Here is a 24,969-nt window from a genome sequence, read left to right on the forward strand (position 1 = left end):
TCGGGTCCGGCCGCTGGCGATGTCAGCAGCCGGGCATCAGGATCAATCGCGGCGTGTCTCATGAACCTGACGCGACAACTCTCAACGGAACGATAGAGCGCCAACGATGTATCAATTCTCCCACGCCGACATCCCGATCGGCTCCGTGGCCGATGCAAGGAACCGCGAGAGGCAGCTTCTTACCCGCTCAATCGACATGCTGTCGGCGGCGGCGCTCGCTGGCCACGGCTCGACGCAAGCGATCGAGGCGCTGCATTTCACCAATAGCGTCTGGACAACCTTCGTTGAGGATCTCGGCTCCAACGACAATGCCTTGCCCAAGGAATTGCGCGCCAACCTCATCTCCATCGGCCTGTGGCTGCTGCGCGAGGCTGAGGATATCAGCCAGGGCCGCACGGATAATTTCGAAGGGCTGATCGAAGTGTCGGCGATCGTCAGGGACGGCATTCAATGACCGGCTGAGATCGGCGGTTGACGTCGAGGTTGCGGCCAGGCGGGTTCCAGTCGGACCACTTCCGTCCTTCGCTATCCTGTTGTGGACCATGATCTTTTTCGAGAATGCGTTCGCCCTTTGCGACGCGATGTTCTACTTTGAAGGGACGGTGTGAGAGGACCGATTCACCGTAAGAAGAGCATTTGAAGCCGGGAAAGCATCCATGATCGACGACGAGCCGAACAGCGAGCGCGTTTCGGCGCTGGCGCCGTTCCGACATGGGATTTTCCGCGCCGTCTGGTCCGCCAGCCTGGTCTCGAATTTCGGCGGCCTGATCCAGGGCGTCGGCGCCGCCTGGATGATGACGACGATTGCGACCTCGCCCTACCAGGTCGCCTTGGTCCAGGCCTCGACCACTCTGCCGATCATGCTGTTTGCGCTCGTCGCCGGCGCCATCGCCGACAGCTTCAACCGGCGCAAGGTCATGCTGGTTGCCCAGACCTTCATGCTGGTCGTCTCGGTGCTGCTGACGGTCTTCACCTATCTTGGGCTGATTACGCCGTGGACACTGCTCGCCTTCACCTTCCTGATCGACAGCGGCACGGCGCTCAACAACCCATCCTGGCAGGCTTCCGTCGGCGACATGGTGCCGCGCAACAAGCTGCCTGCGGCCGTCGCGCTCAACTCGCTCGGCTTCAATCTGACGCGCAGTGTCGGCCCGGGGATCGGCGGCGTCATCGTTGCCGCCGCCGGCGCTGCCGCGGCCTTTGCCGCGAATGCGGTGAGCTATATCGGCCTCATCATCGTGCTGGCCCGCTGGAAGCCGGAACTGCCGGCGTCGACGCTGCCGCGCGAGACGCTGGGGGCGGCGATGGGCGCCGGCCTGCGCTATGTCGCCATGTCGCCCAATATCGGCAAGGTTCTGGTCAGGGGTGCGGCGTTCGGCTTCAGCGCCGGCGCGGTCCTGGCGCTGCTGCCGCTGGTGGCGCGCGACGTCGTCAAGGGCGATGCCTTGACCTACGGCATCATGCTCGGCGCTTTCGGCATCGGCGCGGTCGGCGGCGCGCTGATCAGCGTCCGGCTGCGGCAGCTCCTGTCCAGCGAAACGATGGTGCGCATGGCATTCGCCGGTTTCGCGCTCTGCGCCTTCAATGCCGCCATCAGCCACCATGCCTGGCAGACGTCGCTCGGGCTGCTCGTCGGCGGCGCCTGCTGGGTGATCGCGCTGTCGCACTTCAACGTCACGGTGCAGATGTCGACGCCGCGCTGGGTGGTCGGCCGGGTGCTGTCAGTCTATCAGACGGCAACCTTCGGCGGTATCGCGCTTGGCAGCTGGATCTGGGGCGTCGTCGCCGATGCGCATGGCGCCGAAACCGCCCTGATCGCGGCAAGCGTGGCGATGCTGGCGGGCGGCGCCATCGGCCTGTTTTTGCCGCTGCCGCAACATACGGTGCTCAACCTCGATCCGCTCAACCGCTTCAAGGAGCCGCATCTGGCGCTCGACCTCAAGCCGCGCAGCGGCCCCATCGCCATCATGATCGAGTACATCATCCGCGAGGAGGACGTGGCGGAGTTCCTCGCCACCATGGCCGAACGCGGCCGCATCCGCCGCCGCGATGGTGCCCGGAACTGGACACTGGCGCGCGATCTCGAAAACCCCGCAATCTGGATCGAGCACTATCACACGCCGACATGGCTCGAATACATCCGCCACAACAAGCGGGCGACCCACGCCGACGCTATCGTCGGCGAGCGCGTGCGGGCGCTGCACAGCGGCGACGAGCCGCCCCGCGTCCGCCGCATGATCGAGCGCCCGACGACCGCCGGCACCGCGCTGGTCATGCCGAAAGGGCCGATCGAGCATTAGGAGGCCCCGGAGCCTGTCGGAGCTATGCGAGGCAACCGAATTGGATAGAATGACCCCGATGCATTGCCAGGCAGGGTCGCTTCCATGAGAGCTGTCGATACGGCAGAGGTCATCTTTCTGGTCGATAACGTGACCGACAGTCTCTCGTCGAACCCCGGTTTCGTCGAGACCGAGTTCGCCGGCCATCGCCGTCGCGGGATGCAATGGCTGTCCGGGAAATGCCTATGCTGCGCCGCGCATGGGCTTTCCTGCTTGATTACTGCCCGGACTGCATCCGCCAGCAGTACGCTGCTGTTCGACACGGGCCCCGAGGAATGGGTGTTTGAGCGCAACGTGGTCAGGCTCGGCGTCGATCTCGGGGACGTTGGCGCGGTCATGCTGTCGCATGGCCACTGGGATCATGGCGGTGCAATGCCGCGCGCCCTCCAGATGATCACAATGGGCAATGGCGGGAAGTCCGTCCCGACCTACATGCATCCCGATATGTTCGCCTTGCGCGCGACCAAATCCGGCGACGGACAGCTTCGGCCGATGGAGCTGGTGCCGAGCGTGGATGTTCTGTCCGGAAACGGCGCCGATGTCATTGTTACCCGAGACGAGCAGCTGCTTTTTGACGAGACGGTCTATGTGAGCGGCGAAATCCCTCGCGTGACCCAGTTCGAACGCGGGTTTCCCGGCCAATATCGCCAGACTACCGCAGGCAGTTGGGAGCCGGACGAAGTCATGCCGGACGAGCGTTTTGTGGCTATCAACGTTGCCGGCAAGGGGCAAGTCGTCTTCACCGCCTGCTCGCATGCCGGCCTGATCAACGTTCTGGCGCACGCCCAGGCAAGGTTTCCGGATATCCCGCTTTACGGCGTGTTTGGCGGCTTCCACCTCTCCGGGATCACCGAGCCGATTATCCAAGAGACGGTTGAAGCGCTGGCGCGGTTTGACCTGCAATTGATATCACCCGGGCACTGCACGGGCTGGCGCGCCGTGGGCGCACTTGCGGCCGCCTATGGCGAGCGGGTCGTTCCATCCGCGGTCGGCAAGACATTCATGCTTTAAGACTCCTGTGGGGCAAGGCTAGTAGCCCAACGCCAGCCCATCCTTGCGGGGGTCGGACCCTCCGATCAGGACGCCGCGCTCCCAGTCAATCCGGATGGCCTGCGCGCCGCCGATGGCCAACCGCGGCGGCTGAACCTTAAAGCCGCGGCGTTCCAGTTCGGCGCCGAAGCGGGTGCGGATGGCTTCCTCGGCCTCCACCGTCCCGGTACCCGGCAGTGGAAAGAGGCGCGGCAGATCAATGGCGGTCTGAAGATCGAGACCGTAATCGTAGAGCCGGGACAACAGATGGGCATGGCCCATGGCCTGGTAGTGCCCGCCCATGACACCGAACGGCATGACGACGCGTCCGCCCTCGGCGACCATTCCCGGGATGATTGTATGCATCGGGCGCTTGCGGGGGTCGACTTCATTGGGGTGACCTGCCGCAAGCGAAAAGCTCTGGCCTCGGTTGTGGAACAACACGCCTGAGCGTGGCGCCATCAGCCCACTGCCATAGGAACTGAAGATCGAATTGATGAAGCTGACCGCGTTGCGGTCGCGATCCACCACGCTGAGATAGACAGTATCCTTGTGCTCGACGATGTCGAACGACGGCAGTGGCTCAGTGACCCGATCCAAGGAAATACCACTGGCGAGACGATCAGCAAGCGTGCTCGACAGCATGCGCTCGACGGCCCCATCCGATACAGACGGATCGGCGACCAGCGCGTCACGCGCGGCGTAGGCGAGCCGTGTCGCCTCAAGGAGGAGATGCAGATCATCGGCGTCGAACGGGTCGTTGGACAGCGAGAAACGGGAGAGGATGTTCAGGATAAGAAGGGCGACGACGCCCTGGCCATTCGGTGGGCATTCGTAGATGGTGCGGCCACGATAGGTCGTGGAGATGGGTGTAACGTAGTCTCCTGCAGCGCTGCGGAAATCGTCGAGCGTGTGATGGCCGCCGAGGCCGCGCAGATAGTCCACCATGTCCTCGGCGACGGCGCCGCGATAGAAGGCGTCCCTGCCGTCGCGTGCGATCGCATCGAGTGTATTCGCGAGCAAGGGCTGGCGCTGGACGCCGCCGACCGCCGGCGCCTCTCCTTCGACCAGGAAAGTGGCACAAGTGGTCGGGTCCGCCGCCAGGAGATCGCGTTGCAGTCCCAGGTCGGCGGCGACACGGGGCGTCAGTGCGTAGCCCTCGCGCGACATCGCGATTGCCGGCTGAAGGACCTCGGCCATCGGCATCCGGCCGAAGTCACGTAAGAGTCGGCACCAGGCATCGACCGCCCCAGGAACCGTGACCGCATGTGGAGAAGAGCGTTCGATTGTTGTCGCACCCTCGGCGCGCAACGCGTCGCGGGTCAGGCCGGCCGGCGTCCGGCCCGAGCCGTTGTACGCACGGATGTCGATGGATCCTTCCACCGCTATCATCGCGAAACAGTCTCCGCCGATACCGGTGGAGCCCGCCTCGACGACAGACTGAACCGCCACGGCCGCCACTGCCGCATCGATGGCGTTGCCTCCTGCCTTCAGGATCTCGATGGCCGTCAGGGTTGAGGCCGGATGTGAGGTTGCCGCCATCCCATGACGGGCAACGGCCAGCGATCGACCAGGATCCTCGAAGTTACGCATGACGTTCTCCAAACCTTCCAGCCATCTGCTTAGTCAGTCCCCTGACGCCAGTGCCGGCTTCTCGCGCGGCCCTACCCCTCGCCCGACAGGTCCCGCCGTGCCTTGTCGAGTTCCTCGGCGTAGCGCCGCATCAAATGGCCCTCGGTCAACAGGCCGACGACGGTGCGGTCGGTGAAATCCTCGACCACCGCCAATTCCTCGGCGCTGGCGCGCTGAAAGGTCTCGGCGGCGGATTGCACGTTCATGGTCGGCACCAGGACCGCGTCCTTGTACTTGGCAAGCATCGAAACCGGTGTCTCGCCGTCAGACAGTTCGCTGTGCAGTTCGGCGACAATCAACACGCCGACATAGTGCCCGTCATCAACCGCGATGACGCGCTGGGCCGAACCGAGCGGCACTTCCTTGCGGAAGGCGGCAAGCGTTTTCGAGGCATCGATGGTGCGGACGTCCTTGCGCATCATCGAGCCGACCGTCAGGCTGCGCATCCAGCCAACGTCATGCGCGCTGCGGATCGTCTCGCCGCGCAAATGGAAACGCCATGTCGAGAAGGAATAGCCGAAGGTCTCGCGCACCAGGATCGCCGCCATGATCGAGGCCGCCAGCACCACCCCGGTGAGCGTCAGGTCGCGGGTCGATTCCAGCGCCAGGAACGTCATCGTCAGCGGGCCACCGACGACACCGACCGCAATCGAAGTCATGCCGACGACGGCGGCAACGGCGGGATCGATGCCCGTTGCCGGCGAAACGACGGTCATGATTTCGGCAAACATCTTGCCAAGCAGAGCGCCGAGGAACAGTGAGGCGAAGAACAGTCCGCCGCGAAAGCCCGAACCCAGCGAGACCGCCGATGCCGCCAGTTTCAGCAGGAAGACGCTGGTCACCACGGCAAGTCCGTAATTCATCGCGAATTCGCGATGCAGCGCGCCATGCCCGCTGGACAGGACCTGTGGCGTGATCAAACCAAGCAGCCCGACGATGCAGCCGCCGATGAAGGGCCGCAGCGCGGCATCGATCGACAGCCGCGCGAAACCGCGCTCAATCAGGGTCACCAGTTGCATTATGGCGATGGAGGCGGCACCGCCCAGCAACCCGAGCAGCAAAAACGGCAGATACTGGCTGGCGGTAAGTGCCGGCAGGCCGGACAGCTCCAGCGGAAACGGCACGCCGCCGAACATCTCGGCGGTCAGCGAGGCTGCGATCGCCGCCGTCATGACCGGCGCGACATTGGCGATCGAATAGATGCCGATGACCAGCTCGAAACCATAGAAGGCGCCGGTCAGCGGCGCGTCGAAGGCGGCCGCGATCGCACCGGCGGCACCACAGCCGACGAGGATGCGGACATCGTTGCGACGCAGCCTGAAGGCCCGCGCCAGCCGCGACGCCAGGCCGGAACCGACCTGCGTATAACCGGCCTCCAGCCCGACCGAGGCGCCGAAGCCGCTCGAAATCATCGTCTGGCCGGCGATGATGAACGTGTCGGTCAGGGACATGCGCCCGCCATAGAGCGCATTGGCTTCGATCGGATCGACCGGCGTGCGGAACTTTCGCGCCCTCAACCAGATCACGGTCAATCCAAGCAGGATGCCGCCGATTGCCGGGATCAGCGCCTGAACCGGGCTCTCCAGCGAAAACATCGCCGAAAGCCGGCCGCCCGGCTGAACGCCGAACAGCAGCCCGTGCAGGTCCAGCACCATCTGGCTCATCGCGGTGACCAGCACGCCCGCCGCCACCCCGACCACGCCGGCCAGGATAACGACAACAATGCCGCGCGCCTCGAGCAGCGGCAGCGATCTGATCAGCACCGCGCGCAGCCGGCGGGCATAGACTTGCGGTTCGTTTCTGGAAAGCACCGGAGCGGCTCGCCGATATCCAAGGGAATGGTGCCTGATACGCTGGGCGGCGCGGCATGGCAACCACGACACCTGCCGTCGGCAGGTGGTGGGGACAATACGGCCTCACTGCGTCGATAAGACCACCTTCGTTACGGGAAACCGCGTTGACGTAAACGTCAACCCGAAGCTATATGCGCCAGCGCCAATGCGCGACAAACGCAAAGAGACGAGGAGAACGGCATGAGCGTTCAGGAAATTGCCGACAAGATCAGATCGCGTGTGGCGAGTGCCGGGTTCGATCGTTCCGTGAAATTCGATACCGGCACTGACGGCGTCATCGTCATCGACGGCGCAACCATCTCGACCGACGACGCGCCGGCCGACTGCACCATAAAGCTTTCGCTCGACGATCTGGACTCGCTGATATCGGGCGACCTCAACCCGACCATGGCGTTCATGAGCGGCAAGATCAAAGTCGAGGGCGACATGAGCGTCGCCATGGCGCTCAGCCAGTTGATCGGGTGATCCGTCCAAGGATGGAACCAAAACGCCGCCTTGTGCATGTCGCCCAAAAGTGCGCAGCGGTTTTGGGATAACGACATACACAAAACAAGAAAATAAGGCGCGTCGCATGCGACGCGCCTTATGGGCGGCGTTTTTACATCCGGCTGAAAGGCTTCATGCCGCGAACGTCAGCGCCGCCGGCGCCTTCAGCTTGCGCCCCGCTGCCTTCAGCGTGCCCTGGGCGCCATCAAGCGCGCTGTCCACCAGTTCCAGCGCCAGCAGGCGGTGCCGCTCGTAAGGCCCCGGCATAGCGAGCGCGCCGGTCTTGGCGGCCGAGAACCCGAAACGCCCGTAATAAGGGGCGTCGCCGACGAGCAGGATCACGGCGTGGCCGAGCCGCGCGGCCTCCGCCACGGCATGGCGCATCAACGCCGAGCCGATGCCGGCATTCTTGAGCGTCGGATCGACAGCGAGCGGACCGAGCAGAAGTGCTGTCGGACCGCCCTCGCCCAGCACCACATCCCACAACCGCACGGTGCCGGTGACCGCACCCGACGCATCGCGAGCGATGAAGGCCAGGCCTTCCGAAGGTCGGCGGCCGCGCCGCAGTTTTTCGGAGGATTTCTTCCTGCGCTTCGGACCCATGGCGCGGTCTAGCAAGGCCTCGCGCGCAGCGACGTCGGCCGAGGTTTCGGCGGTGACGACAAAAGCGCTGGCAATCTCCCCCCTTGAGGGGGAGATGTCGCCGAAGGCGACAGAGGGGGTTGCCGCGCGTGAAGCGCCGACGCCATGCAGCTCAAAGGAAGCCGAGGCAGCCGGACCGACCCCCTCTGGCCTGCCGGCCATCTCCCCCTCAAGGGGGGAGATTCCCGCGGCACCCTCAACAATGTAATCTACAACGTCCATTTCCGCGATCCTTCACGAGCGGAGATCTGTTCCACAGGCGAGCCCGGGCGGGCGACAGGCGCCCACCTGGGATGATCTGATCGGTTCTTTCGAACCGTCAGATCACGTAGGATCGGAGAGGCTCGAAGCCGTTAAACGCGACCGCCGAATAGGTGGTCGTGTAGGCGCCGGTGCCCTCGATCAGCACCTCGTCGCCGATGGTCAGCGACAAAGGCAGCGGATACGGCGTCTTCTCGTACATCACGTCGGCCGAATCGCAGGTCGGGCCGGCGAGCACGCAAGGCGCGGTCTCGGTGCCGTCATAGGCAGTCGTGATCGCATAGCGGATCGCCTCGTCCATCGTCTCGGCGAGACCGCCAAACTTGCCAATGTCGAGGAACACCCAGCGCACATTGTCGTTGTCGGCCTTCTTCGAAATCAGCACGACTTCCGACTTGATGACGCCGGCATTGCCGACCATGCCGCGGCCCGGTTCGATGATCGTCTCCGGGATCGCGTTGCCGAAATGCTTGCGCAATGCCGAGAAGATCGCCTGGCCATAGTCCTGCGCCACCGGCACATCCCTGAGGTAACGGGTCGGGAAACCGCCACCCATATTGACCATCTTCAAGACGATGCCTTCCTCGGCGAGCGTCGCAAACACCTTCTTGGCGTCGCCAAGCGCACGGTCCCAGGCGTTCAAATCGGTCTGCTGCGAGCCGACATGGAACGACACCCCATAGGCGTCGAGGCCGAGCGACCTGGCATGGCGCAGCACGTCGATCGCCATCGCCGGCACGCAGCCGAATTTGCGCGACAGCGGCCATTCAGCACCTTCGCCGTCGGTGAGCACGCGGCAGAACACGCGCGCGCCGGGAGCAACGCGGGCGATCTTCTCGACTTCCTCGACGCAGTCGACCGCGAACAGCCGGATGCCGAGCTGGTAGGCGCGTGCGATGTCACGCTCCTTCTTGATGGTGTTGCCGAAGGAAATGCGATGCGCCGGCGCACCGGCGTCCATCGCCATCTCGACTTCGGCAACGGAGGCGGTGTCGAAGGACGAGCCCATCGTAGCAAGGAGGCGCAGGATTTCCGGCGCCGGGTTTGCTTTCACCGCGTAGTAGATCTTGGAATCGGGGAGCGCCTTCTCGAAGGCGCGGAAATTGTCGCGCACGACATCGAGGTCGACGACGAGGCAAGGGCCGCTCGGACGTCGGGTGGCGAGGAAGTCAAGGATGCGCTGGGTAGCCATCGGGGTCTCTCCAATCACGCCTTGCGGCGTGCACAAAGGCTGCGGGACGCGGGCTCTCGGCCTCGCGAACACGCGGTGGACAAAGGCGGGACGTCAAATCATGGAACCAGCCGGTGGAGACCCCGGAACCACGAATCGCCGTCTCGCGGCGGTGAACCTTGGCCTTGCCCGGCCTTGGTTCGCTTTGTCTGCCTTGGCTTGGATGGGAGACCCGTCCGCACTGCCGGCAATGAAGGTGTGCCTCTTCAGTAACCCCGGTCTTTGGACGACCGGCAGAACACCAGAAAGGCCCGCACCGTCGTTGCTTCAAGGTGTCCTCGGCTTGGTGGTTGGCCACTAAACCGACTGGAGGGGTTGGCTCCAGTTACCTTACCGATTGCCCTCACCATTCGAGGATCGGCGGACACCCACAGGCACGTGCGACTTTGGGCAAGCGCGATATAAGAGCGAAGGGTTTCACAATCAATAAAAATCGACAGGCAAGGTTGTAAAATTTCCAGCAGCGCACAATGTTGGACAGACTGTATCCGGATATCGAACGCATGACAGGCACTCGCGGCCCCCTGAACGCTTTTCTCGACCTCGACCAGATCCCCGTTACCAATGCGCAATCCGGCCCGCTCGCCGGGCTGCGTCTGGCCGTCAAGGACATATTCGACGTGGCCGGCTACCGCACCGGCTGCGGCAATCCCCAGAAATATGAGGAGGCCCCGCCCGCCGCTGCAACCGCGTCTGCCGTCCAGGCGCTGCTTGATTCGGGTGCGCGCTTCGTCGGCAAGACGCAGACCGACGAGCTCGCCTTTTCGCTGATGGGGTTGAACGCGCATTTCCCCTCGCCGGTTAATCCGGCGACACCCGACCGCATCACCGGCGGCTCGTCATCCGGATCCGCCTCGGCGGTTGCCGGCGGGCTGGCCGACATCGCCACCGGGTCCGACACTGGCGGCTCGATCCGCGCGCCGGCAAGTTTCTGCGGCTTGATCGGCCTCAGGACAACGCATGGCCGCATCTCGCTCGCCGGCACCATGCCGCTCGCCCCTTCCTTCGACACGTTCGGATGGTTTGCCAGGGACATGGCCACCTATGACAAGGTCGGCGCGGTACTGCTCGGCGACGATCCGCAGCCTCGCGACTTGCAGCGGCCGCTTGCACTCGATTCGCTGGACGGGCTCATGCTCGGCCAGCAAGAGGCCGACGCATATGCCGGCATGGTCCGGCACGTCTCTTCAGTGATGGGCGCACCACGCACCATCGCACCGCTGTCGCATTCCACCGACGATCTCTATTGGTGCTTCCGCAAGCTGCAGGGATACGAGGCCTGGCAAAGCCATGGCGCCTGGATTTCCCAGAGCGGCCGGATGCTTGGGCCCTTCGTCAAGGAACGTTTCGAGCATGGCGCGACCATCGACACCGCGACGGCGCAACATGAAACGGAGCGGCGCGACGCCTTCCGCCGCGAACTTGCCGAGCGCCTTGGTGAGGACGGCGTGCTTGTGCTGCCGACCGCCCCGGGTGCCGCCCCGCTGAAGGCCGCTGCCTTCGACGATTTGCAGACCTACCGCGAACGCGCGCTGCGGTTGCTGTGCCTTTCCGGCCTGTCGGGCTTTCCGCAGATCACGTTGCCACTGGGCGAGGTCGACGGCGCGCCCTTCGGTCTCTCGCTGCTGGGGTCGAAGAACAGCGACCGGCAATTGATGGCGCTGGGCGCACGCATCCTCGCCGCCAGCCAGGAGCAAACACGATGAGGAGCGGATGACATGGACACGCTGACCCGCATGCGCGCCTTCATCGACGTGGTCGAAGCCGAGGGCTTTTCCGCCGCCGCTCGCAAGATCGGCCGCTCCAAGGCGCTGCTGTCGAAATATGTGCGCGAGCTGGAGGACGAACTCGGCGCGCTGCTGTTGAACCGCACCACACGGCAGTTCTCGATGACGGAAGCTGGCCATACCTATTACCGGCGCGCCTCCGAAATCGTGCGCGAGGTCGACAGCCTGGCCGATGCGGTGCGCGAATCCTCCGGCGACGTGCGCGGCAGGATCAAGCTTTCGGCGGCGCGCACCTTCGCCGACGCGCCGATCGGCCAATCGTTGATCGATTTCGCCAAGCAGCATCCCGACATTGTGCTCGACATCCACCTCGACGACCGCTTCGTCGATCTGGTCGAGGAGGGTTTCGACCTCGCGGTGCGCATCTCGCGGCTGGAAAACTCCTCGCTGATCGCCAGACGCCTCGCGCCGTTTTCGGTGCGGCTCTGCGCCTCGCCGGAATTGATCGCCAAGCACGGCATGCCGGTCAGGCCGCAGGATCTTGCCCGCGTGCCCTGCATCATCGACACCAATGGCCGCTGGCTGACCAATTGGCCGTTCAAGGGCGACACTGGCGATACGGTGAGCGTTTCGGTATCCGGCCCGATCGAAGTCAACAGCCCGATGACGGCAAGGGCCGCCGCCGTGTCCGGGCTCGGGTTTTCCATCCTGCCCGATTTCATCGCGGCACCCGAAATCGAGAGCGGCCGGCTGGTGAGCGTGCTGGACGATCGCCTCCTGTCTGGCAGCGGCATCTTCGCCGTCTATCCGCACCGCCGCTATTTGCCCGCCAAGGTGCGCGTCTTCGTCGACTTTCTGGTGCAGTGGTTCAAAACGCGCGAAAACGCCTGACCGCTTCCCTCAAAGCGCGCCGCGCTGTGAGGTTTTGTCGTGCGCTTAGTTGCCTCAAACCACTGCGCACTTTTGGGCGACACGCGCCAGCGGTCCCAATTTCGCCCCCTTTCTGGTAACTCTCGACGATTACCGAAGCCGATGGAATCGCGCGACCGATAAATGCACCTGAAACGGCAAGCAATCATGATGGCTTCGGCCATGGCGGCAATTTTTGCCGTGGTCGGGCCGGCTGGGGCGCACCCGCACGTTTTCGCCGAGGCCCGCCTCGAAGTGGTGCTGAGCCCGGATCACCAAAGTGTGAAAGCGCTGCGTCATCTCTGGCGCTTTGACGATCTGTTTTCGAGTACGGTCATGATGGAGTTCGACAAGAACTCCGACCTGAAGCTCGACGACAAGGAATTGAAGGATGTCGCCGACACCGTCCATGCCTCGCTGGCGGAGTTCAACTATTTCCAACTCGTCACCGTCGAAGGCAAGGACGTGGCGATGAACCCGCCCCCGCATCTGATGGCCAATTTCGACAACGACCAACTCATCATCCTGTTCGAATCCGAACCGAAGGCGCCGATCAAGCTTGCCGGCAAGATCGATATCGGCGTCTACGATCCGACCTTCTACACGGCGATCGATTTCACCGAGGACGCCAACATGCAGGTCGACGGTCTGCCGTCGACCTGCACGAGCAAGGTCATTCGTCCTGATCCGGACGAGGCAATCGCCGAGAACCAGAAGACCCTGACGGACGCTTTCTTCAATGATCCGACAGGCACCGACATGAGCAAGATCTTTGCCACCAAGCTTGAACTGACCTGTCAGCCAGAAGGATAATTCCGGTGACGAAACCGTCCCTGCGTTTGGCATTGAGCCTTTTGGCCGTCACCTTGGTGATGACGCACTTCCTTGGTTCCGCCCACGCCCAGAGCTCGCTCGGCATCGGCACCAATGACGGCATGGCCCCCACCGCCTCTGGCCCGTTCGCCCACATCCTGATGTGGATCAATCTCAAACAGCAGGAATTCTATCGCGCTCTGGCGACAGCCATGAAGGCGATGCGCGAGGACGGCAGCAAGCTGTGGCTGCTCATCGGCCTGTCTTTCGCCTATGGCATTTTCCATGCCGCTGGCCCCGGCCACGGCAAGGCGGTGATCTCGTCCTACATGGTGGCGAACGAAGTGGCGCTGAAGCGCGGCATCTTGCTGTCCTTCGTCTCGGCGCTGCTGCAAGGATTGACGGCAGTCGCCGTCATGCTGCTCGCCTATTTCGTGCTGCGCGGCACCGCCATCTCGATGACAGACGCGGCATGGTTCATGGAGATCATGAGCTATGTCTTCGTCACCCTGTTCGGCGCCTGGCTGCTGTGGCGCAAGCTCGGCCCCTCCATCCTGCGCCTCTTCGGCGCCGGCCCGGCCTACAGCCTCTCGGCCGCCCACGCCGGCCACTCACATGCAGCTCATTCGCATGCTGCCCATTCGGCGCATGCCCATTCGCATGCGCTTCACGCGCATGATGATCACGACCACGATCACCATGCCCACGATCACGATCATGGAGCACACGCTCACCACGATCATGCGGCCGGCGAGGTCTGCGAAACCTGCGGCCATTCGCATGCACCCGATCCGGCCCTGCTTTCCGGCGATCGCTTCGACTGGCGCACAGCCTGGTCGGCGGTGGCCGCAGTTGGCATCCGCCCCTGCTCCGGCGCGCTGATCGTGCTGAGCTTTGCCCTGCTCAACGGGCTTTGGCTCGGCGGCTTGCTGTCGGTGCTGGCGATGTCGATCGGCACTGCCATCACGGTTTCGGCGCTGGCAACGATCGCGGTGACCGCCAAGAACTGGGCCGTCTATTTCGCCGGCGATGGCCGCATGGGCAACCGCATCCACTCGATCGTTGAGATCGGCGGCGCCGCCTTCGTCTTCCTGTTCGGACTGCTGCTTTTGTCGGCAAGCCTGACGGGCAGCGTGTAGCGCCTTTAGGCGTCCGGCTGGACTCCCAACCTGCTCAAGCGCAAATCTTGCCGTCCAGCTCATCCTCGATATGGGCGCGGATGATGTCGTCGAAGCTTTCTTCGGCGGCAAAGCCAAGCTCCCGCGCGCGCCGGGCCTCGAACCGCGTCGGCCAGCCCTGGACGATCGCCCAGATCGTCTCGTCGGGCTCTTCGCGGATCAGTTTCGCCGCCTCGACGCCGGCAATGCGTTCCAGCGCCTCGATCTGCTCGCCGACGGTGACGGCCACGCCAGGCATCGTCAGATTGCGGCGCGGCCCCACAGTGGCGCCGTCGATCCCGGCGGCATGGATCAAAAAGTTCACTGCCGAACGCGGGCTGGCATGGGTATGCACCACCGAACGCGGCACCGGTAATATCGCCTCCTCGCCATTCAGCGGCTCCCGGATGATGCCGGAGAAGAAGCCCGAGGCCGCCTTGTTCGGTTTGCCGGGCCGCACGCAGATGGTCGGCAGCCGGATGCCGATGCCGTCGAAGAAGCCACGCCTGGAATAGTCGGCAAGCAGCGCCTCGCCCATCAATTTCTGCGTGCCGTAGGAGGTCAGCGGCGTCGGATGGAATTCGTCGGGGATGACATCCGGGAACGGCGCGCCGAACACCGCGATCGACGAGGTGAAGACGACGCGCGGCGCAAACCCCGCCAACCTTATTGCATCGAACAGCGCTCTCGTGCCGTCGAGATTGACGCGGTAGCCGAGGTCGAAATTGGCTTCCGCCTCGCCGGACACGACGCCGGCGAGATGGAAGATCACGTCGGGGCGTGAGGCGACCAGCCTTTGCGTCGCGCCGGACGCGGCAAGATCGCCGGTATGGATGGCGACGTCGACGCCTTCCAGGACCGGCGCCTGCGGCGGCACGATATCGTGAAGGTCGAGCGCAGTGATCTTATGACCATTGAGCGTTCCATCGCTTGCCAGCCGGGCGACGAGCTTGCGGCCGACCATGCCGGCCGCTCCCGTAATCAGAATGCGCATATCAGTGATCCTTCTTGCGCTGGCTGCGGCCACGCAGCCAGAACACGACAAAAATCGCTACCATGAAGACAGCGGCGACGACACCGGCAAGGACGGTCGAGACGCTGCCGGCCGCCAGCATCACGGTCGGTAAATAGTAGGCGGCGATGCCGAACAAGAGCAGCACCCAGGCAGCGCCGATCGCCGCATTGCGCGTGTCGCGATCCATCACGCAGCCTCGGGGCGGCGAGAGTTCATGCTGATCGTTGTCAATACCAAGAACTCCTGAAGTCAATGATAGTGGCCACCATGCGGTGCCGCATCATGGGCATGGTCGTGCTCGCCTTCGTGCTCATGATGGCTATCGGCGCACTGGCCGAATTCCGGTTCGACGGTGGCGTGCGCTATGCCATGCTCTGATGCAAGCCGTTTCTTGATGGCGCTGACGGCGGTATGGGCGTCGACCCCGTCGTTGAGGCAGGCATGCAATGTCGCCATGTTGCTTGAACCGTCGAGCGACCAGACATGCATGTGATGCACTTCGCGCACACCCTTGATCGTTCCCTCCAGATCCCTGGCGATCAGGTCGCGATCGAGGCTTGCCGGCACGCCTTCGAGCAGCACATGGGCGGCTTCGCGCATCAGCGACCACGCCGTGGACAGGATCAGCAGCGAGACAAGCACGGACAGGATCGGATCGATCGGCGTCCAGCCCGTCGCCAGGATGATCAGCGCCGCCACGATCGCCGCCGCCGAGCCGAGTAGATCGCCCAGCACATGCAATATGGCGCCGCGCATGTTCAGGCTTTCACGATCGCCGCCATGCAGCACGAAGAAGGAGCCGATATTGACCGCCAGGCCGGCGATCGCAACGACCAGCATCGGCCCGCCGAGCACGGGTTCCGGGGTAAGCAGGCGTCCCCAGGCCTCATAGACGATCCACAGCGCAATGGCGAAGATGGCAATGCCGTTGGTGTAGGCGACCAGGGTCTTGACCCGGCCGAAGCCGTAGGTGAGACGAACGGTCGCCGGCCGGCTTGCCAGATGATAGGCATACCAGGCAAGGCCGAGCGCGATGCAATCAGCGAGCATGTGGCCGGCATCGGCCAGCAGCGCCAGCGATCCGGTGAGAAGGCCGCCGAGCGCTTCCACCACCATGAAGCCTGCCGTCAGGCAGGCTGCGATCAGCACGCGTTTCTTGTCGGTCGAGCCATGCACATGGCCAGCGCCATGGCTGTGGTCATGCCCTTGCGAACCATGGTCGTGGCTATGAGCCATCCGCGAACTCCACTATGCGCCGAACTCGACGCGGAAATCCTCGAGCCGTCGCTTCTGCCGGCCATCGCTGTCGAAATTGGCCGGATCGAGCCATGCCTCATAGGCTTTGCACAATGCCGGCCACTCCTTGTCGATGATCGAATACCAAGCGGTATCGCGGTTTTCGCCCTTGACCACAAGATGCTGGCGGAAAATGCCTTCGAACTTGAAACCGAAACGCTCCGCCGCGCGCTTCGACGGTTCGTTGCGGTTGTTGCATTTCCATTCGTAGCGGCGATAGCCGAGTTCGTCGAAGATGTATTGCATGAACAGGAACTGCGCTTCCGTCGCCGCCGGCTTGCGCGAGATCAGCGGCCCCCAATAGATGTTGCCGATCTCGATCACGCCATAGGCCGGATCGATGCGCATCAGGGTCTGACGCCCGGCGACCTTGCCGCTGGCCTTGTCGATGACGGTGAAGAACAATGGATCCTCGCTGGCCTCGACCTTGTCCAGCCAGGGCTGGAAGGCGGCGCGGGTCTCCGGCGGATAATCGGGCAGCCAGGCAAAGCGGCCGCCGACATCGGGCACTGACGACGCTTCATAGAGGCCGTCGCCATGCTTTGCCGCGCTCAGCGGTTCGAGCCTGACATAGCGGCCTTCAATGATCCTGCGCTCCGGCCGCGGGCGCGGCTGCCAATTCTCGAGATTTTCCGACACTTGGGCTCCAATCCGTTTGACATTTGGCAACGGACGCTCACAAAAACGCTCGCTCGGTGAAAGAACCACACGGACGGGAAAAATGCTCCACACGATTTCGGCCTTCGACCGTCTCGGCGAGGAAAATGCCTTCGCGGTGCTGGCGCGTGCCACGGCACTTGCCCATCAGGGTCGGGACATTATCAATCTCGGCATCGGCCAACCCGACTTCAAGACGCCGCAGCACATCGTCGAGGCCGCGATCCAGGCGCTGCGCGACGGTCATCACGGCTATACGCCGGCCAACGGCCTGCTGGCGACGCGCGAGGCGGTGGTGCGCCGCACGCTGACCACCACCGGCGTCGAGGTGTCGCCCGAGGCCGTGATGATCCTGCCAGGCGGCAAACCGACCATGTTCGCCGCGATCCTGATGTTCGGCGAGGCGGGCGCCGAAATCCTCTATCCCGATCCCGGCTTCCCCATCTACCGCTCGATGATCGAGTTCACGGGTGCCGCCCCGGTGCCGGTACCGATGCGCGAGGAGAACGGCTTTGCCTTTTCGGCTGAGGAGACGCTGGCGCTGATCACGCCGAAGACCAGGCTGTTGATCCTCAACTCGCCGGCCAACCCGACCGGCGGTGTCACGCCCAGAGCCGAGATCGAGAAGCTCGTGAAGGGGCTCGAAGCGCACCCGCATGTCGCCATCCTCTCAGACGAGATCTACGACGTGATGACCTATGACGGCGAGACGCATTGCTCGCTGCTCAATTTCCCCGAAATCCGCGACCGGCTGATCATCCTCAACGGCTGGTCGAAAACCTGGGCGATGACCGGCTGGCGCATGGGCTGGTCGATCTGGCCGAATGGCGACAGCGGTGCTCATCTCTACGACAAGGTACGCAAGCTAGCGGTCAACTGCTGGTCCTGCGTCAATGCGCCGAGCCAATATGCCGGCATCGCCGCCATCGATGGCCCGCAGGACGACGTCGACAAGATGATGCGCGCCTTCGACCGCCGCAGGAAGGTCGTGGTCGAGGGGCTGAATGCCTTGCCCGGCGTTTCCTGCATCACGCCCAAGGGCGCATTCTATGCCTTCCCCAACATTTCCAAGACGGGTTGGAAGGCCAAGAAACTCGCTTCGGCGCTGCTCGAGGATGCCGGCGTCGCGCTGATCGGCGGTCCTGATTTCGGTATTCTCGGCGAAGGCTATGTCAGGCTCTCCTACGCCAATTCCGAAGAGAACATCCTGCGCGCGCTGGAGCGGATCGAGGCGTTCCTGGGCAAGTGAGGACGGGAACCCGGGCTGACCCTGTCGGGAAAGGTACCCTTCGACCGTCCTTGGATATTCATGACCTAAAAGGGAAACCCTCAATGTTTTATGCCATCCTTGCCTATCACGTGGAAGAAGCGATTGAGGCGCTGACACCGGAGCAGGACGCAGCGCTGATGACCGATCTGCTCCAGATCAACGATCGGCTTTACCGGGAAGGCACCCTTGGACCGTCGGCACGGCTCGGGGCGACCCAGGATGCCTGCACCTTGCGCGGGCCGGGCGACGGACTGATCATCGACGGTCCCTTCGCCGAGACCAAGGAGCAATTGCTGGGTCTTTATGTCGTCGACTGCGCCACGCGCGATGAAGCGATCGCGATCGCGCGCGACTTGCGCCGCGTCAATCCGACGGCCGTCTACGAGATCCGCCCGATTTCGCTGTATCTTCCCGGCGTGCCGCTATCGCAGGGATGAGCGGCTATCCCCGTCCGACAAACGGCATCTTCGTCGCCATCACCGTCATGAACAGCACATTGGCGTCGAGCGGCAGGCTGGCCATATGGACGACGGCGTCGGCGACATGCTGAACGTCCATCACCGCTTCGGCGGCGATCGAGCCATTCGCCTGCGGCACGCCGACCGTCATCGCCTGCGCCATGTCGGTCAGCGCGTTGCCGATGTCGATCTGGCCGCAGGCGATATCATAGGGCCTGCCATCCAGCGCCAGCGTCTTGGTCAGCCCGGTGATGGCGTGCTTGGTCGCGGTGTAGGGCACCGATCCCGGCCGCGGCGCGTAGGCCGACACCGAGCCGTTGTTGATGATGCGGCCGCCCATCGGCTGCTGCTTGCGCATGGCGCCGAAGGCGGCGCGGGCGCACAGGAATGAGCCGGTGAGATTGACCCCGACAATATCGTTCCACACTTCGACCGGGATCTCGTCGATCGGCGTCGACTTGTAGCCCATACCGGCATTGTTGAAGAGCAGATCGACGCGCCCGAAGGCCTCCGCCACCGTCTCGAACAGATCGTCGACCTGATCGGCCTTGCTGATGTCGCAGGCGACAGCCAATGCCTTGGCTTGCGTAGGCCCGGCCTCGGCGATCGCCTCGTCCAGCACCTTCTTGCGGCGCCCGCAGAACACCGTGTTCCAGCCGGCCCTGAGCAGCGCCGTAGCGACACTTTTGCCGATACCGGTGCCGGCACCGGTGACGATGGCGGTTCTGGAATCTGTCTTGGCTGTCATCGCCGTCCTCCCGGGTCATGGCTGGAAGTGCCATCGCAAATGACGACGCCGATGGCAAGCCGAAGCTGCCTGTGGCAAGCGGAAGCCGTCAAGGTAAGTCCGACAAAAAGGGCGGCCATTGGCGGCCGCCCTGATCTGAACCGGGCTTGGGAGGAGGAAAGCCGATCCGACTGCCTAAAAAGATGCGCTTGCCGGGTTAACAAGACGTTAGCGCGAAATCTTGCCGGCCAACTCGCTGTGGTTGCAGCCTACCAGCGCGAATTGGGGGCGGTCTTGCTGGTCGCCTTTGTTGCTTTGCTGGCGTCCGATGCCGGCACCTTTGCCGCCGACACCGTCGCCTCGACATGGTCGACCAGCGCGTCCGGCAGGCCAAGACGACCGGCGAGCAGATCGAGATAGCCGCGTTCGGCACGCGTATCGGGATCGATGGTGAGGCGCGAGGCGGTGTAGAGTTCGAGCTTCTGCGCGTCGGTCTGGGCGCCGGCGACCAGCGTGTCCAAATCGAGCGGCGTTTCCAGCTCCGACATCAGGAATTTCTCCGCGTCGGGACCGATACCCGCGAGGCTGAGCTTGCCGGCGATCTTTTGCCGCTCTCCGTCATCGATATGGCCGTCGGCCTTCGCCGCTGAAATCATCGCCCGCACCAGCGTCAGCGTGAAGGCGTCCTCGCCTTGCGGCGCCTGCGAGGGGTGGAAGCTGGTGTCGGCGGGCGGCGGCAGCAATTCCGGCTCGCCGGCTGCTTGCGTTTCCGCTGGCGCGCTGCCGTTCTTGTAGTTCTGGTAGGCCTTGTAGGCGAGACCGCCGATCGCGGCCAGGCCGCCGAGCTTGACCGCGGCACCGGTGACCTGACGTCCCGCGCCTGTTCCGAGCAGCACTGCGGCCAGCGCACCGGCAGCCAACGGATTGTCCTTGGCCATCTGCACCGCCTGCCCCGCCTTGTCGCGGACGGTCGACCCGGTTCCGGGAATTTGCGAGCCAAGCAAATCGTCGAGAAGCTTCTTGGGATCGAGCATCAATGCCTCCAGAATTGGCCCGGCCGAACGTGCACGGGCAGGTTGCGGACGTCAAAGAGGTAGGCCCCGTATATTGACATTACAATGACGGGCTTGCCAGTAACGGCGTCAACGAGGCGATGTCAGGATCTACCGTGTTCTAACGCATTGGCCGCAAATAGGAATCGATTTTTTGCTGCGCTGACCTTTGGGTTTGGAACGCGCGATGCGTAATTCACTCTAACGTCCGATATGCGGACCTCTGCCCTGCGCTTGCGCCAGTTCGACCTGGCGCTGGCGCTCGGCATAGCGCGCCCGGTCTTCGTCGGAACGGGCATCGAAACAATGCGGGCATGCTACGCCGGCGGTGTAGTGCGGCGACAATAGGTCGTGCCCGGTCAGCGGATGCCGGCAGGCGCGGCACAGTTCGGCCTCGCCCTCGACGAGGCCGTGCGACACCGAGACACGCTCGTCGAAGACGAAGCACTCGCCTTGCCACAGGCTTTGTTCGGCCGGTACCTCTTCGAGGTATCGCAGGATGCCGCCCTTGAGATGGAACACGTCCTCGAAGCCGAGCGACTTCACATAAGCCGTCGCCTTCTCGCAGCGTATGCCGCCGGTGCAGAACATGGCGATCTTGCGGCCACCGAGTTCGGCCCGATGTCGCTCCACCCAGGCCGGAAACTCGCGAAAGCTGCTCGTTGCGGGATCGACCGCACCCTTGAAGCTGCCGATAGACACTTCATAGGCGTTGCGTGTGTCGATGACGATCGTGTCGGCATCCGAGATCAGCGCGTTCCAGTCGGCCGGAGCGACATAGGTGCCAGCGCTTGTCGCCGGATCGAGAGCCTCGATGCCCATGGTGACGATCTCGCGCTTCAACCGTACCTTCATGCGATGGAACGGCATCTCGGCAGCGCTGCTGTATTTCACCTCGAGACCAGCGAGACCCTCGATCGATTCCAGATGGTCGATGAGCGCGGCAATGTCAGCCTCGCTGCCGGCGACCGTGCCGTTGATGCCCTCATGCGCCAGAAGCAGCGTCCCCTTGATGCCGCGCCCGCAGCAGAAGGCGGCGAGCGGCGCACGCAGCGCGTCAAAAGCGTCGAGCCGGGCGAAGCGGTAGAGCGCGGCGACGCGGACAGGTTGGTCGTGACTGGAAATTGTCATCGCCAAGCCACTAAACTCTGCTGAAAGCCATTTCAAGGCAGCCTGGGCGTTGGAGCCTTGGCGCCGGGCGTGCGTGACATCGCGACACGCCTGCCTTCGTGGACTCGGAATATGCCTTCTGCTAATCGGTTGAAATCATCGATACCGGAGAGACAAGCGAATGTCAGCCAAGACCGAGAAACTCCTGTCGCTCCTCAATGGCCAGCCGGTCATTCCGGTGCTGAAGATCGCCAATGTCGCTGACGCCGTACCTCTGGCCCGCGCGCTGGCGCGTGGCGGCCTGCCGGCGATCGAAATCACGCTCAGGACCGCCGATGCGCTGGAGGCAATCCGGCGTGTGGCCGGCGAAGTCGAGGGCGCCATTGTCGGCGCCGGCACCATTCTGGACGCCCGCCAGTTCGATGAGGCGGCGGCGGCCGGCTCAAAGTTCATCGTCAGCCCTGGCATCACAAAAGAGCTTCTGGCGGCGGCGCAAGACAGCCCGATCCCGCTGCTGCCAGGCGCCATCACCCCCGGCGAGATCATGGCCGCACGCCAGGCAGGCTTGCGTTTCCTGAAATTCTTCCCGGCTGAGCAGTCGGGCGGCATCGCCTCGCTCAAGGCATTCGCCTCGCCGCTCGCCGATGTGAAATTCTGCCCGACCGGCGGCATCACCGGCAAGAACGCCGCCGACTATCTCGCCCTGCCCAATGTCATCTGCGTCGGCGGCTCCTGGGTGGCGCCCGACGACATGGTCAAGGCCGGCAGATGGGATGAGATTGAGGCCCTGGCACGCACGGCGAGCCAACTCGGACGATAAAGCCGGGATGAAAAAAGCCCGATCGGCTTTCGCGGATCGGGCCAGTCTGCTCTTGTGCCGCGGGATCAGCCGCAGACCTTGACTTTTTCGACGACCTTGTGGTGATGCCGCCAATGCGTGACCACCTTGGCCCTGCAATGGTTTTTCATGTGCATATGGTCGTTGGTTTTGATGATCGTCGTCGCAGCTTGCGTTGGAGCGATGGCGGCCGAAGCCGCTGCCAATGCGAGAACCGACGCCAGTAGAATGGCCTTCATGGGTATCCCCGGTTTGTGAGTTGACCCTCGAGAAACCCGTGAACCGGCACGGCCTTCCACGCTCACGGGAATGTCAGCCGCACGTGATCTAATCATAGGCGCTGAAGCTCGGATCCCTGCTCCCACACAGCAAAAAGCCGCGCGGGTTGCCCGGCGCGGCTTTGTTTGGCTTGGTCGATCGGCTATTTGGTCTGGAAGCGGGCGACCGACAGGAACTTGACGGCGTTGCCGGTGAACCGGTTAGCCTCCAAGATCTCGCCATTAGGCTGGAAGCCGACCGCGTAGACCTCGTTCGGTGGGGTGTGGACGATGTTGTAGGCGTAGCGCGGCGCCGTCGTCGCATCGGAAACGGCCGCGACAGTTTCACCGCTGCCCAGTGCCCAGCGGGCGGCTTGCGGTGCGGCGGCAACCACCAGAGCCTTGGGACCAGGCTTTGAATCGCGAGCAGTTGCCCGGGCTTCCTTGCGGGTGGTCTTCACACCCGCGCCGATCGCCGCTGCCGGATCGGAACCCGCCGGCCGGCCAGCGACAGCCTCGCGCGGCGATGCCGCGTCGGCGCCTGCCGCATCGTTGAAGACCGGGGCCGGTTCGGAGAGCGAAGCGACCTGGTAGCCGTCGGTTACGCTGACCTTTTCAAGAACCGCCTTGACCGCGTCCGGTTGGGTGGTGTCAGGGCGCGCCGTCGGCAGCACCGAGAACGCATCGGTAGCGGTCTTGCTATGCCCGGCCGTATCCGCCAGCGCCATAAGCACGTCCTTGTCCTGCGGCGCCAAGTCGTCCGCCGCGAGGTCGGCCGGCAGCGAATGATCGGGACGCCAGGTCGGCAGCGGTACGTTATTGGCGGCAACCTGAGCCGGATCGGCCGCAACGGACGGATCCGCCATGCCGAAGGGAACGCTTGCCGGCGCTTGCGCGGTAGCCACCGTCTGTTCGGTGGTGGCGGTGGCATCAGCCATGCCGAAGGGAACGTCCTCGGGCGGCTGGGCGCCAACATCAGCCTTCGGCCGCGGAGCGAAATCAGGCAGCGGCACGCTGCGCGCCGGCAGCGCCGCGATGATCGTCTCCGGCGTATCCTGTTCCGGTTCCGGAGCTGGCTCAGGCGCATCGGCGATTTGCGGGATATTGGCGCGCTTGGCATCCTTGGGCGACACGATGGCAATGCCGGGAAGGTTGTCGCTCTTGGCGGCCGGCGCCGGCTTCGCGTTCGTCAGCTTGACACTCTTCGGCTTCGGCGCGGGCGCGGCTGATGCCACATCGGCGCTATCGTCCGCCTCGTCGTCACCGCCGCCGAAGAAAGCGGCAAGCAAGCCACCGGATCTTTTGGAACCGCCACCGGCGCTGGCCAGTTCGATGTTGGGAGTGCCAGCGCCCTTGCGCGCCTTGTAGGCGGCAAGCGCCTGTCCAAAGCCGGGCAGCGGCTTGCCGTCGCTCGGCACATGCAGTGTCTTGCCATTGGGGAACACGCGCGCCAGTTCCTGGCGGCTGATACCGGGCCAATGGCGCACATTGCCGACATCCATATGGACGAAGGGCGAGCCGGACCTCGGATAGTAGCCGACGCCACCGCCCTGCATCCTGAGGCCGATGTCGCGCAGCTTCTTCAGCGGCACGCCGGGAATGTAGAAGTCCATGGCCCTGCCAAGCATATGCTGGCTTTTCTCGGCGACGCCCCGGCTGCGGCCGCGCAGCATCGAGTTCGTTGAGGGCGAGCGGTAACCGCAGACGACCTGGATATAGTCTGTGGCGCCGCTTTGCCGATAGGCCTCCCAGACCAGGTCCATCAGACGCGGATCCATCTTGGTCGGCTCGTTGCGGCGCCAGTCGCGCAGGATGACGTTGATCTTCTTCAGACCCGCCTGATCGTAACGGCCATTGCGCTTGAAGACGATCTCAGCCTTCTCGTGCGTATGGAGGTTATACAGTTTGAGCGAACGTGTGTCGGCGCTGGCGCTGGTCGCAGCGAAAAATCCACAGGCAAAAATCACCGCTGCCAGCCATTTCGGCCAGGCGCTCATGTGATCGTGCCGCCCGTCTGTGTGTCGTTCGACTTTGTTCAAATCAAAAGGCCTTGCAGGCTGCCGTTTGTCCCCGGATTTGCCCAAACGGATGCGTTGTTGTCACATCCGAATATCGATCCTAATGGTTAATCATCACTTATTGAAGCCGAAATGCGGTAACACCGTGGCGATATCTCGTCAAAAATATTGCACAGGGTTTCTTGGTAAACT

The 24,969-nt window shown here is 63.7% G+C and carries 24 protein-coding genes; 11 read left to right on the forward strand and 13 right to left on the reverse strand.

Annotated features, from left to right (window positions below):
* Positions 1-106: 106 nt before the first annotated feature.
* From flaF to OHD62_RS11270, 3 genes are all read left to right on the forward strand, one after another.
* Positions 107-454, forward strand: a complete 348-nt coding sequence (gene flaF / locus OHD62_RS11260) for a flagellar biosynthesis regulator FlaF (RefSeq protein WP_263782764.1) — start codon at positions 107-109, stop codon at positions 452-454.
* A gap of 202 nt (positions 455-656) precedes the next feature.
* Positions 657-2,300 (forward strand): MFS transporter, encoded by a 1,644-nt coding sequence (locus tag OHD62_RS11265; RefSeq protein WP_263782765.1) that lies wholly within the window; start codon positions 657-659, stop codon positions 2,298-2,300.
* Positions 2,301-2,498: 198 nt separating this feature from the next.
* Positions 2,499-3,350: an MBL fold metallo-hydrolase gene (locus OHD62_RS11270; RefSeq protein ID WP_263782766.1), complete on the forward strand. Its 852-nt coding sequence runs from the start codon at positions 2,499-2,501 to the stop codon at positions 3,348-3,350.
* Between the two features lie 18 nt (positions 3,351-3,368).
* Here the strand turns inward: OHD62_RS11270 and ggt are convergent, their stop codons facing one another.
* Together ggt and OHD62_RS11280 are read right to left on the reverse strand one after the other, a co-directional pair.
* The gene (gene ggt, locus OHD62_RS11275) at positions 3,369-4,961 is read right to left on the reverse strand and encodes a gamma-glutamyltransferase (RefSeq protein ID WP_263782767.1); all 1,593 of its coding nucleotides are present in this window, start codon (positions 4,959-4,961) and stop codon (positions 3,369-3,371) included.
* 71 nt (positions 4,962-5,032) lie between these two features.
* The gene (locus OHD62_RS11280; RefSeq protein WP_263782768.1) at positions 5,033-6,811 is read right to left on the reverse strand and encodes a chloride channel protein; all 1,779 of its coding nucleotides are present in this window, start codon (positions 6,809-6,811) and stop codon (positions 5,033-5,035) included.
* 171 nt (positions 6,812-6,982) lie between these two features.
* Between OHD62_RS11280 and OHD62_RS11285 the strand changes: the two genes are divergently transcribed.
* Positions 6,983-7,318 carry an SCP2 sterol-binding domain-containing protein gene (locus tag OHD62_RS11285; protein ID WP_412177382.1) on the forward strand — a complete coding sequence of 112 codons (336 nt, stop codon included), beginning with the start codon at positions 6,983-6,985 and terminating at the stop codon, positions 7,316-7,318.
* Between the two features lie 153 nt (positions 7,319-7,471).
* Here OHD62_RS11285 and OHD62_RS11290 read toward each other — a convergent pair whose 3' ends face one another.
* A complete protein-coding gene (locus OHD62_RS11290; protein WP_263783855.1) occupies positions 7,472-8,038 on the reverse strand; it encodes a GNAT family N-acetyltransferase in 567 nt (188 codons plus the stop codon).
* A gap of 262 nt (positions 8,039-8,300) precedes the next feature.
* The gene (gene odc2 / locus OHD62_RS11295) at positions 8,301-9,434 is read right to left on the reverse strand and encodes an ornithine/lysine decarboxylase (protein WP_263782770.1); all 1,134 of its coding nucleotides are present in this window, start codon (positions 9,432-9,434) and stop codon (positions 8,301-8,303) included.
* Positions 9,435-9,976: 542 nt separating this feature from the next.
* Between odc2 and OHD62_RS11300 the strand changes: the two genes are divergently transcribed.
* From OHD62_RS11300 to OHD62_RS11315, 4 genes are all read left to right on the forward strand, one after another.
* Positions 9,977-11,179 (forward strand): amidase, encoded by a 1,203-nt coding sequence (locus tag OHD62_RS11300; protein ID WP_263783856.1) that lies wholly within the window; start codon positions 9,977-9,979, stop codon positions 11,177-11,179.
* A 12-nt stretch (positions 11,180-11,191) separates the two neighbouring features.
* A complete protein-coding gene (locus OHD62_RS11305; protein WP_263782771.1) occupies positions 11,192-12,091 on the forward strand; it encodes a LysR family transcriptional regulator in 900 nt (299 codons plus the stop codon).
* 162 nt (positions 12,092-12,253) lie between these two features.
* Positions 12,254-12,922: a DUF1007 family protein gene (locus tag OHD62_RS11310; RefSeq protein ID WP_263782772.1), complete on the forward strand. Its 669-nt coding sequence runs from the start codon at positions 12,254-12,256 to the stop codon at positions 12,920-12,922.
* Positions 12,919-14,061 carry a nickel/cobalt transporter gene (locus OHD62_RS11315; protein ID WP_263783857.1) on the forward strand — a complete coding sequence of 381 codons (1,143 nt, stop codon included), beginning with the start codon at positions 12,919-12,921 and terminating at the stop codon, positions 14,059-14,061. Before OHD62_RS11310 ends, OHD62_RS11315 begins: the two co-directional genes overlap by 4 nt.
* Before the next feature lie 34 nt (positions 14,062-14,095).
* Here the strand turns inward: OHD62_RS11315 and denD are convergent, their stop codons facing one another.
* The 4 genes from denD to OHD62_RS11335 form a co-directional block, all read right to left on the reverse strand.
* Entirely contained in the window at positions 14,096-15,073 is a 978-nt protein-coding gene (denD, locus tag OHD62_RS11320; RefSeq protein ID WP_263782773.1) for a D-erythronate dehydrogenase, read from the reverse strand.
* Between the two features lies 1 nt (position 15,074).
* The gene (locus OHD62_RS11325) at positions 15,075-15,281 is read right to left on the reverse strand and encodes a hypothetical protein (RefSeq protein WP_263782774.1); all 207 of its coding nucleotides are present in this window, start codon (positions 15,279-15,281) and stop codon (positions 15,075-15,077) included.
* Positions 15,282-15,343: 62 nt separating this feature from the next.
* On the reverse strand, positions 15,344-16,330 hold the full coding sequence (locus OHD62_RS11330) for a cation diffusion facilitator family transporter (RefSeq protein ID WP_263782775.1): 987 nt from the start codon (positions 16,328-16,330) through the stop codon (positions 15,344-15,346).
* Between the two features lie 12 nt (positions 16,331-16,342).
* On the reverse strand, positions 16,343-17,029 hold the full coding sequence (locus OHD62_RS11335; RefSeq protein WP_263782776.1) for a GNAT family N-acetyltransferase: 687 nt from the start codon (positions 17,027-17,029) through the stop codon (positions 16,343-16,345).
* 82 nt (positions 17,030-17,111) lie between these two features.
* On the opposite strand from OHD62_RS11335, the gene OHD62_RS11340 reads away from it, so the two are divergent.
* Positions 17,112-18,296 (forward strand): pyridoxal phosphate-dependent aminotransferase, encoded by a 1,185-nt coding sequence (locus tag OHD62_RS11340; RefSeq protein ID WP_263782777.1) that lies wholly within the window; start codon positions 17,112-17,114, stop codon positions 18,294-18,296.
* A gap of 83 nt (positions 18,297-18,379) precedes the next feature.
* Entirely contained in the window at positions 18,380-18,754 is a 375-nt protein-coding gene (locus OHD62_RS11345; protein ID WP_263782778.1) for a YciI family protein, read from the forward strand.
* 4 nt (positions 18,755-18,758) lie between these two features.
* Here the strand turns inward: OHD62_RS11345 and OHD62_RS11350 are convergent, their stop codons facing one another.
* From OHD62_RS11350 to OHD62_RS11360, 3 genes are all read right to left on the reverse strand, one after another.
* Positions 18,759-19,523: an SDR family oxidoreductase gene (locus OHD62_RS11350; RefSeq protein WP_263782779.1), complete on the reverse strand. Its 765-nt coding sequence runs from the start codon at positions 19,521-19,523 to the stop codon at positions 18,759-18,761.
* A gap of 248 nt (positions 19,524-19,771) precedes the next feature.
* Entirely contained in the window at positions 19,772-20,536 is a 765-nt protein-coding gene (locus OHD62_RS11355) for a tellurite resistance TerB family protein (RefSeq protein WP_263782780.1), read from the reverse strand.
* 219 nt (positions 20,537-20,755) lie between these two features.
* Positions 20,756-21,685, reverse strand: a complete 930-nt coding sequence (locus OHD62_RS11360; protein WP_263782781.1) for a rhodanese-related sulfurtransferase — start codon at positions 21,683-21,685, stop codon at positions 20,756-20,758.
* A 160-nt stretch (positions 21,686-21,845) separates the two neighbouring features.
* Here OHD62_RS11360 and OHD62_RS11365 point away from each other — a divergent pair, with 160 nt between their 5' ends.
* Positions 21,846-22,484: a 2-dehydro-3-deoxy-phosphogluconate aldolase gene (locus OHD62_RS11365; protein ID WP_263782782.1), complete on the forward strand. Its 639-nt coding sequence runs from the start codon at positions 21,846-21,848 to the stop codon at positions 22,482-22,484.
* A gap of 65 nt (positions 22,485-22,549) precedes the next feature.
* Here OHD62_RS11365 and OHD62_RS11370 read toward each other — a convergent pair whose 3' ends face one another.
* On the reverse strand, positions 22,550-22,741 hold the full coding sequence (locus tag OHD62_RS11370) for a hypothetical protein (protein ID WP_263782783.1): 192 nt from the start codon (positions 22,739-22,741) through the stop codon (positions 22,550-22,552).
* Positions 22,742-22,923: 182 nt separating this feature from the next.
* Positions 22,924-24,756: a DUF882 domain-containing protein gene (locus tag OHD62_RS11375; RefSeq protein ID WP_263782784.1), complete on the reverse strand. Its 1,833-nt coding sequence runs from the start codon at positions 24,754-24,756 to the stop codon at positions 22,924-22,926.
* Positions 24,757-24,969 lie beyond the last annotated feature (213 nt).

It is taken from the genome of Mesorhizobium sp. YC-39 (assembly GCF_025753795.1).
Lineage (GTDB): Bacteria > Pseudomonadota > Alphaproteobacteria > Rhizobiales > Rhizobiaceae > Mesorhizobium.

Bases quoted from the DNA above. Each gene is read 5' to 3' on its own strand.
- OHD62_RS11305 (WP_263782771.1), top strand. From the start codon at position 11,192: ATGGACACGCTGACCCGCATGCGCGCCTTCATCGACGTGGTCGAAGCC.
- OHD62_RS11350 (WP_263782779.1), bottom strand. From the start codon at position 19,523: ATGACAGCCAAGACAGATTCCAGAACCGCCATCGTCACCGGTGCCGGC.
- OHD62_RS11370 (WP_263782783.1), bottom strand. From the start codon at position 22,741: ATGAAGGCCATTCTACTGGCGTCGGTTCTCGCATTGGCAGCGGCTTCG.
- OHD62_RS11310 (WP_263782772.1), top strand. From the start codon at position 12,254: ATGCACCTGAAACGGCAAGCAATCATGATGGCTTCGGCCATGGCGGCA.
- OHD62_RS11340 (WP_263782777.1), top strand. From the start codon at position 17,112: ATGCTCCACACGATTTCGGCCTTCGACCGTCTCGGCGAGGAAAATGCC.
- odc2 (WP_263782770.1), bottom strand. From the start codon at position 9,434: ATGGCTACCCAGCGCATCCTTGACTTCCTCGCCACCCGACGTCCGAGC.
- OHD62_RS11355 (WP_263782780.1), bottom strand. From the start codon at position 20,536: ATGCTCGATCCCAAGAAGCTTCTCGACGATTTGCTTGGCTCGCAAATT.
- OHD62_RS11270 (WP_263782766.1), top strand. From the start codon at position 2,499: ATGCAATGGCTGTCCGGGAAATGCCTATGCTGCGCCGCGCATGGGCTT.
- OHD62_RS11360 (WP_263782781.1), bottom strand. From the start codon at position 21,685: ATGACAATTTCCAGTCACGACCAACCTGTCCGCGTCGCCGCGCTCTAC.
- OHD62_RS11375 (WP_263782784.1), bottom strand. From the start codon at position 24,756: ATGAGCGCCTGGCCGAAATGGCTGGCAGCGGTGATTTTTGCCTGTGGA.
- denD (WP_263782773.1), bottom strand. From the start codon at position 15,073: ATGCGCATTCTGATTACGGGAGCGGCCGGCATGGTCGGCCGCAAGCTC.
- OHD62_RS11300 (WP_263783856.1), top strand. From the start codon at position 9,977: ATGACAGGCACTCGCGGCCCCCTGAACGCTTTTCTCGACCTCGACCAG.
- OHD62_RS11330 (WP_263782775.1), bottom strand. From the start codon at position 16,330: ATGGCTCATAGCCACGACCATGGTTCGCAAGGGCATGACCACAGCCAT.
- ggt (WP_263782767.1), bottom strand. From the start codon at position 4,961: ATGCGTAACTTCGAGGATCCTGGTCGATCGCTGGCCGTTGCCCGTCAT.
- OHD62_RS11325 (WP_263782774.1), bottom strand. From the start codon at position 15,281: ATGGATCGCGACACGCGCAATGCGGCGATCGGCGCTGCCTGGGTGCTG.
- OHD62_RS11265 (WP_263782765.1), top strand. From the start codon at position 657: ATGATCGACGACGAGCCGAACAGCGAGCGCGTTTCGGCGCTGGCGCCG.
- OHD62_RS11345 (WP_263782778.1), top strand. From the start codon at position 18,380: ATGTTTTATGCCATCCTTGCCTATCACGTGGAAGAAGCGATTGAGGCG.
- OHD62_RS11365 (WP_263782782.1), top strand. From the start codon at position 21,846: ATGTCAGCCAAGACCGAGAAACTCCTGTCGCTCCTCAATGGCCAGCCG.
- flaF (WP_263782764.1), top strand. From the start codon at position 107: ATGTATCAATTCTCCCACGCCGACATCCCGATCGGCTCCGTGGCCGAT.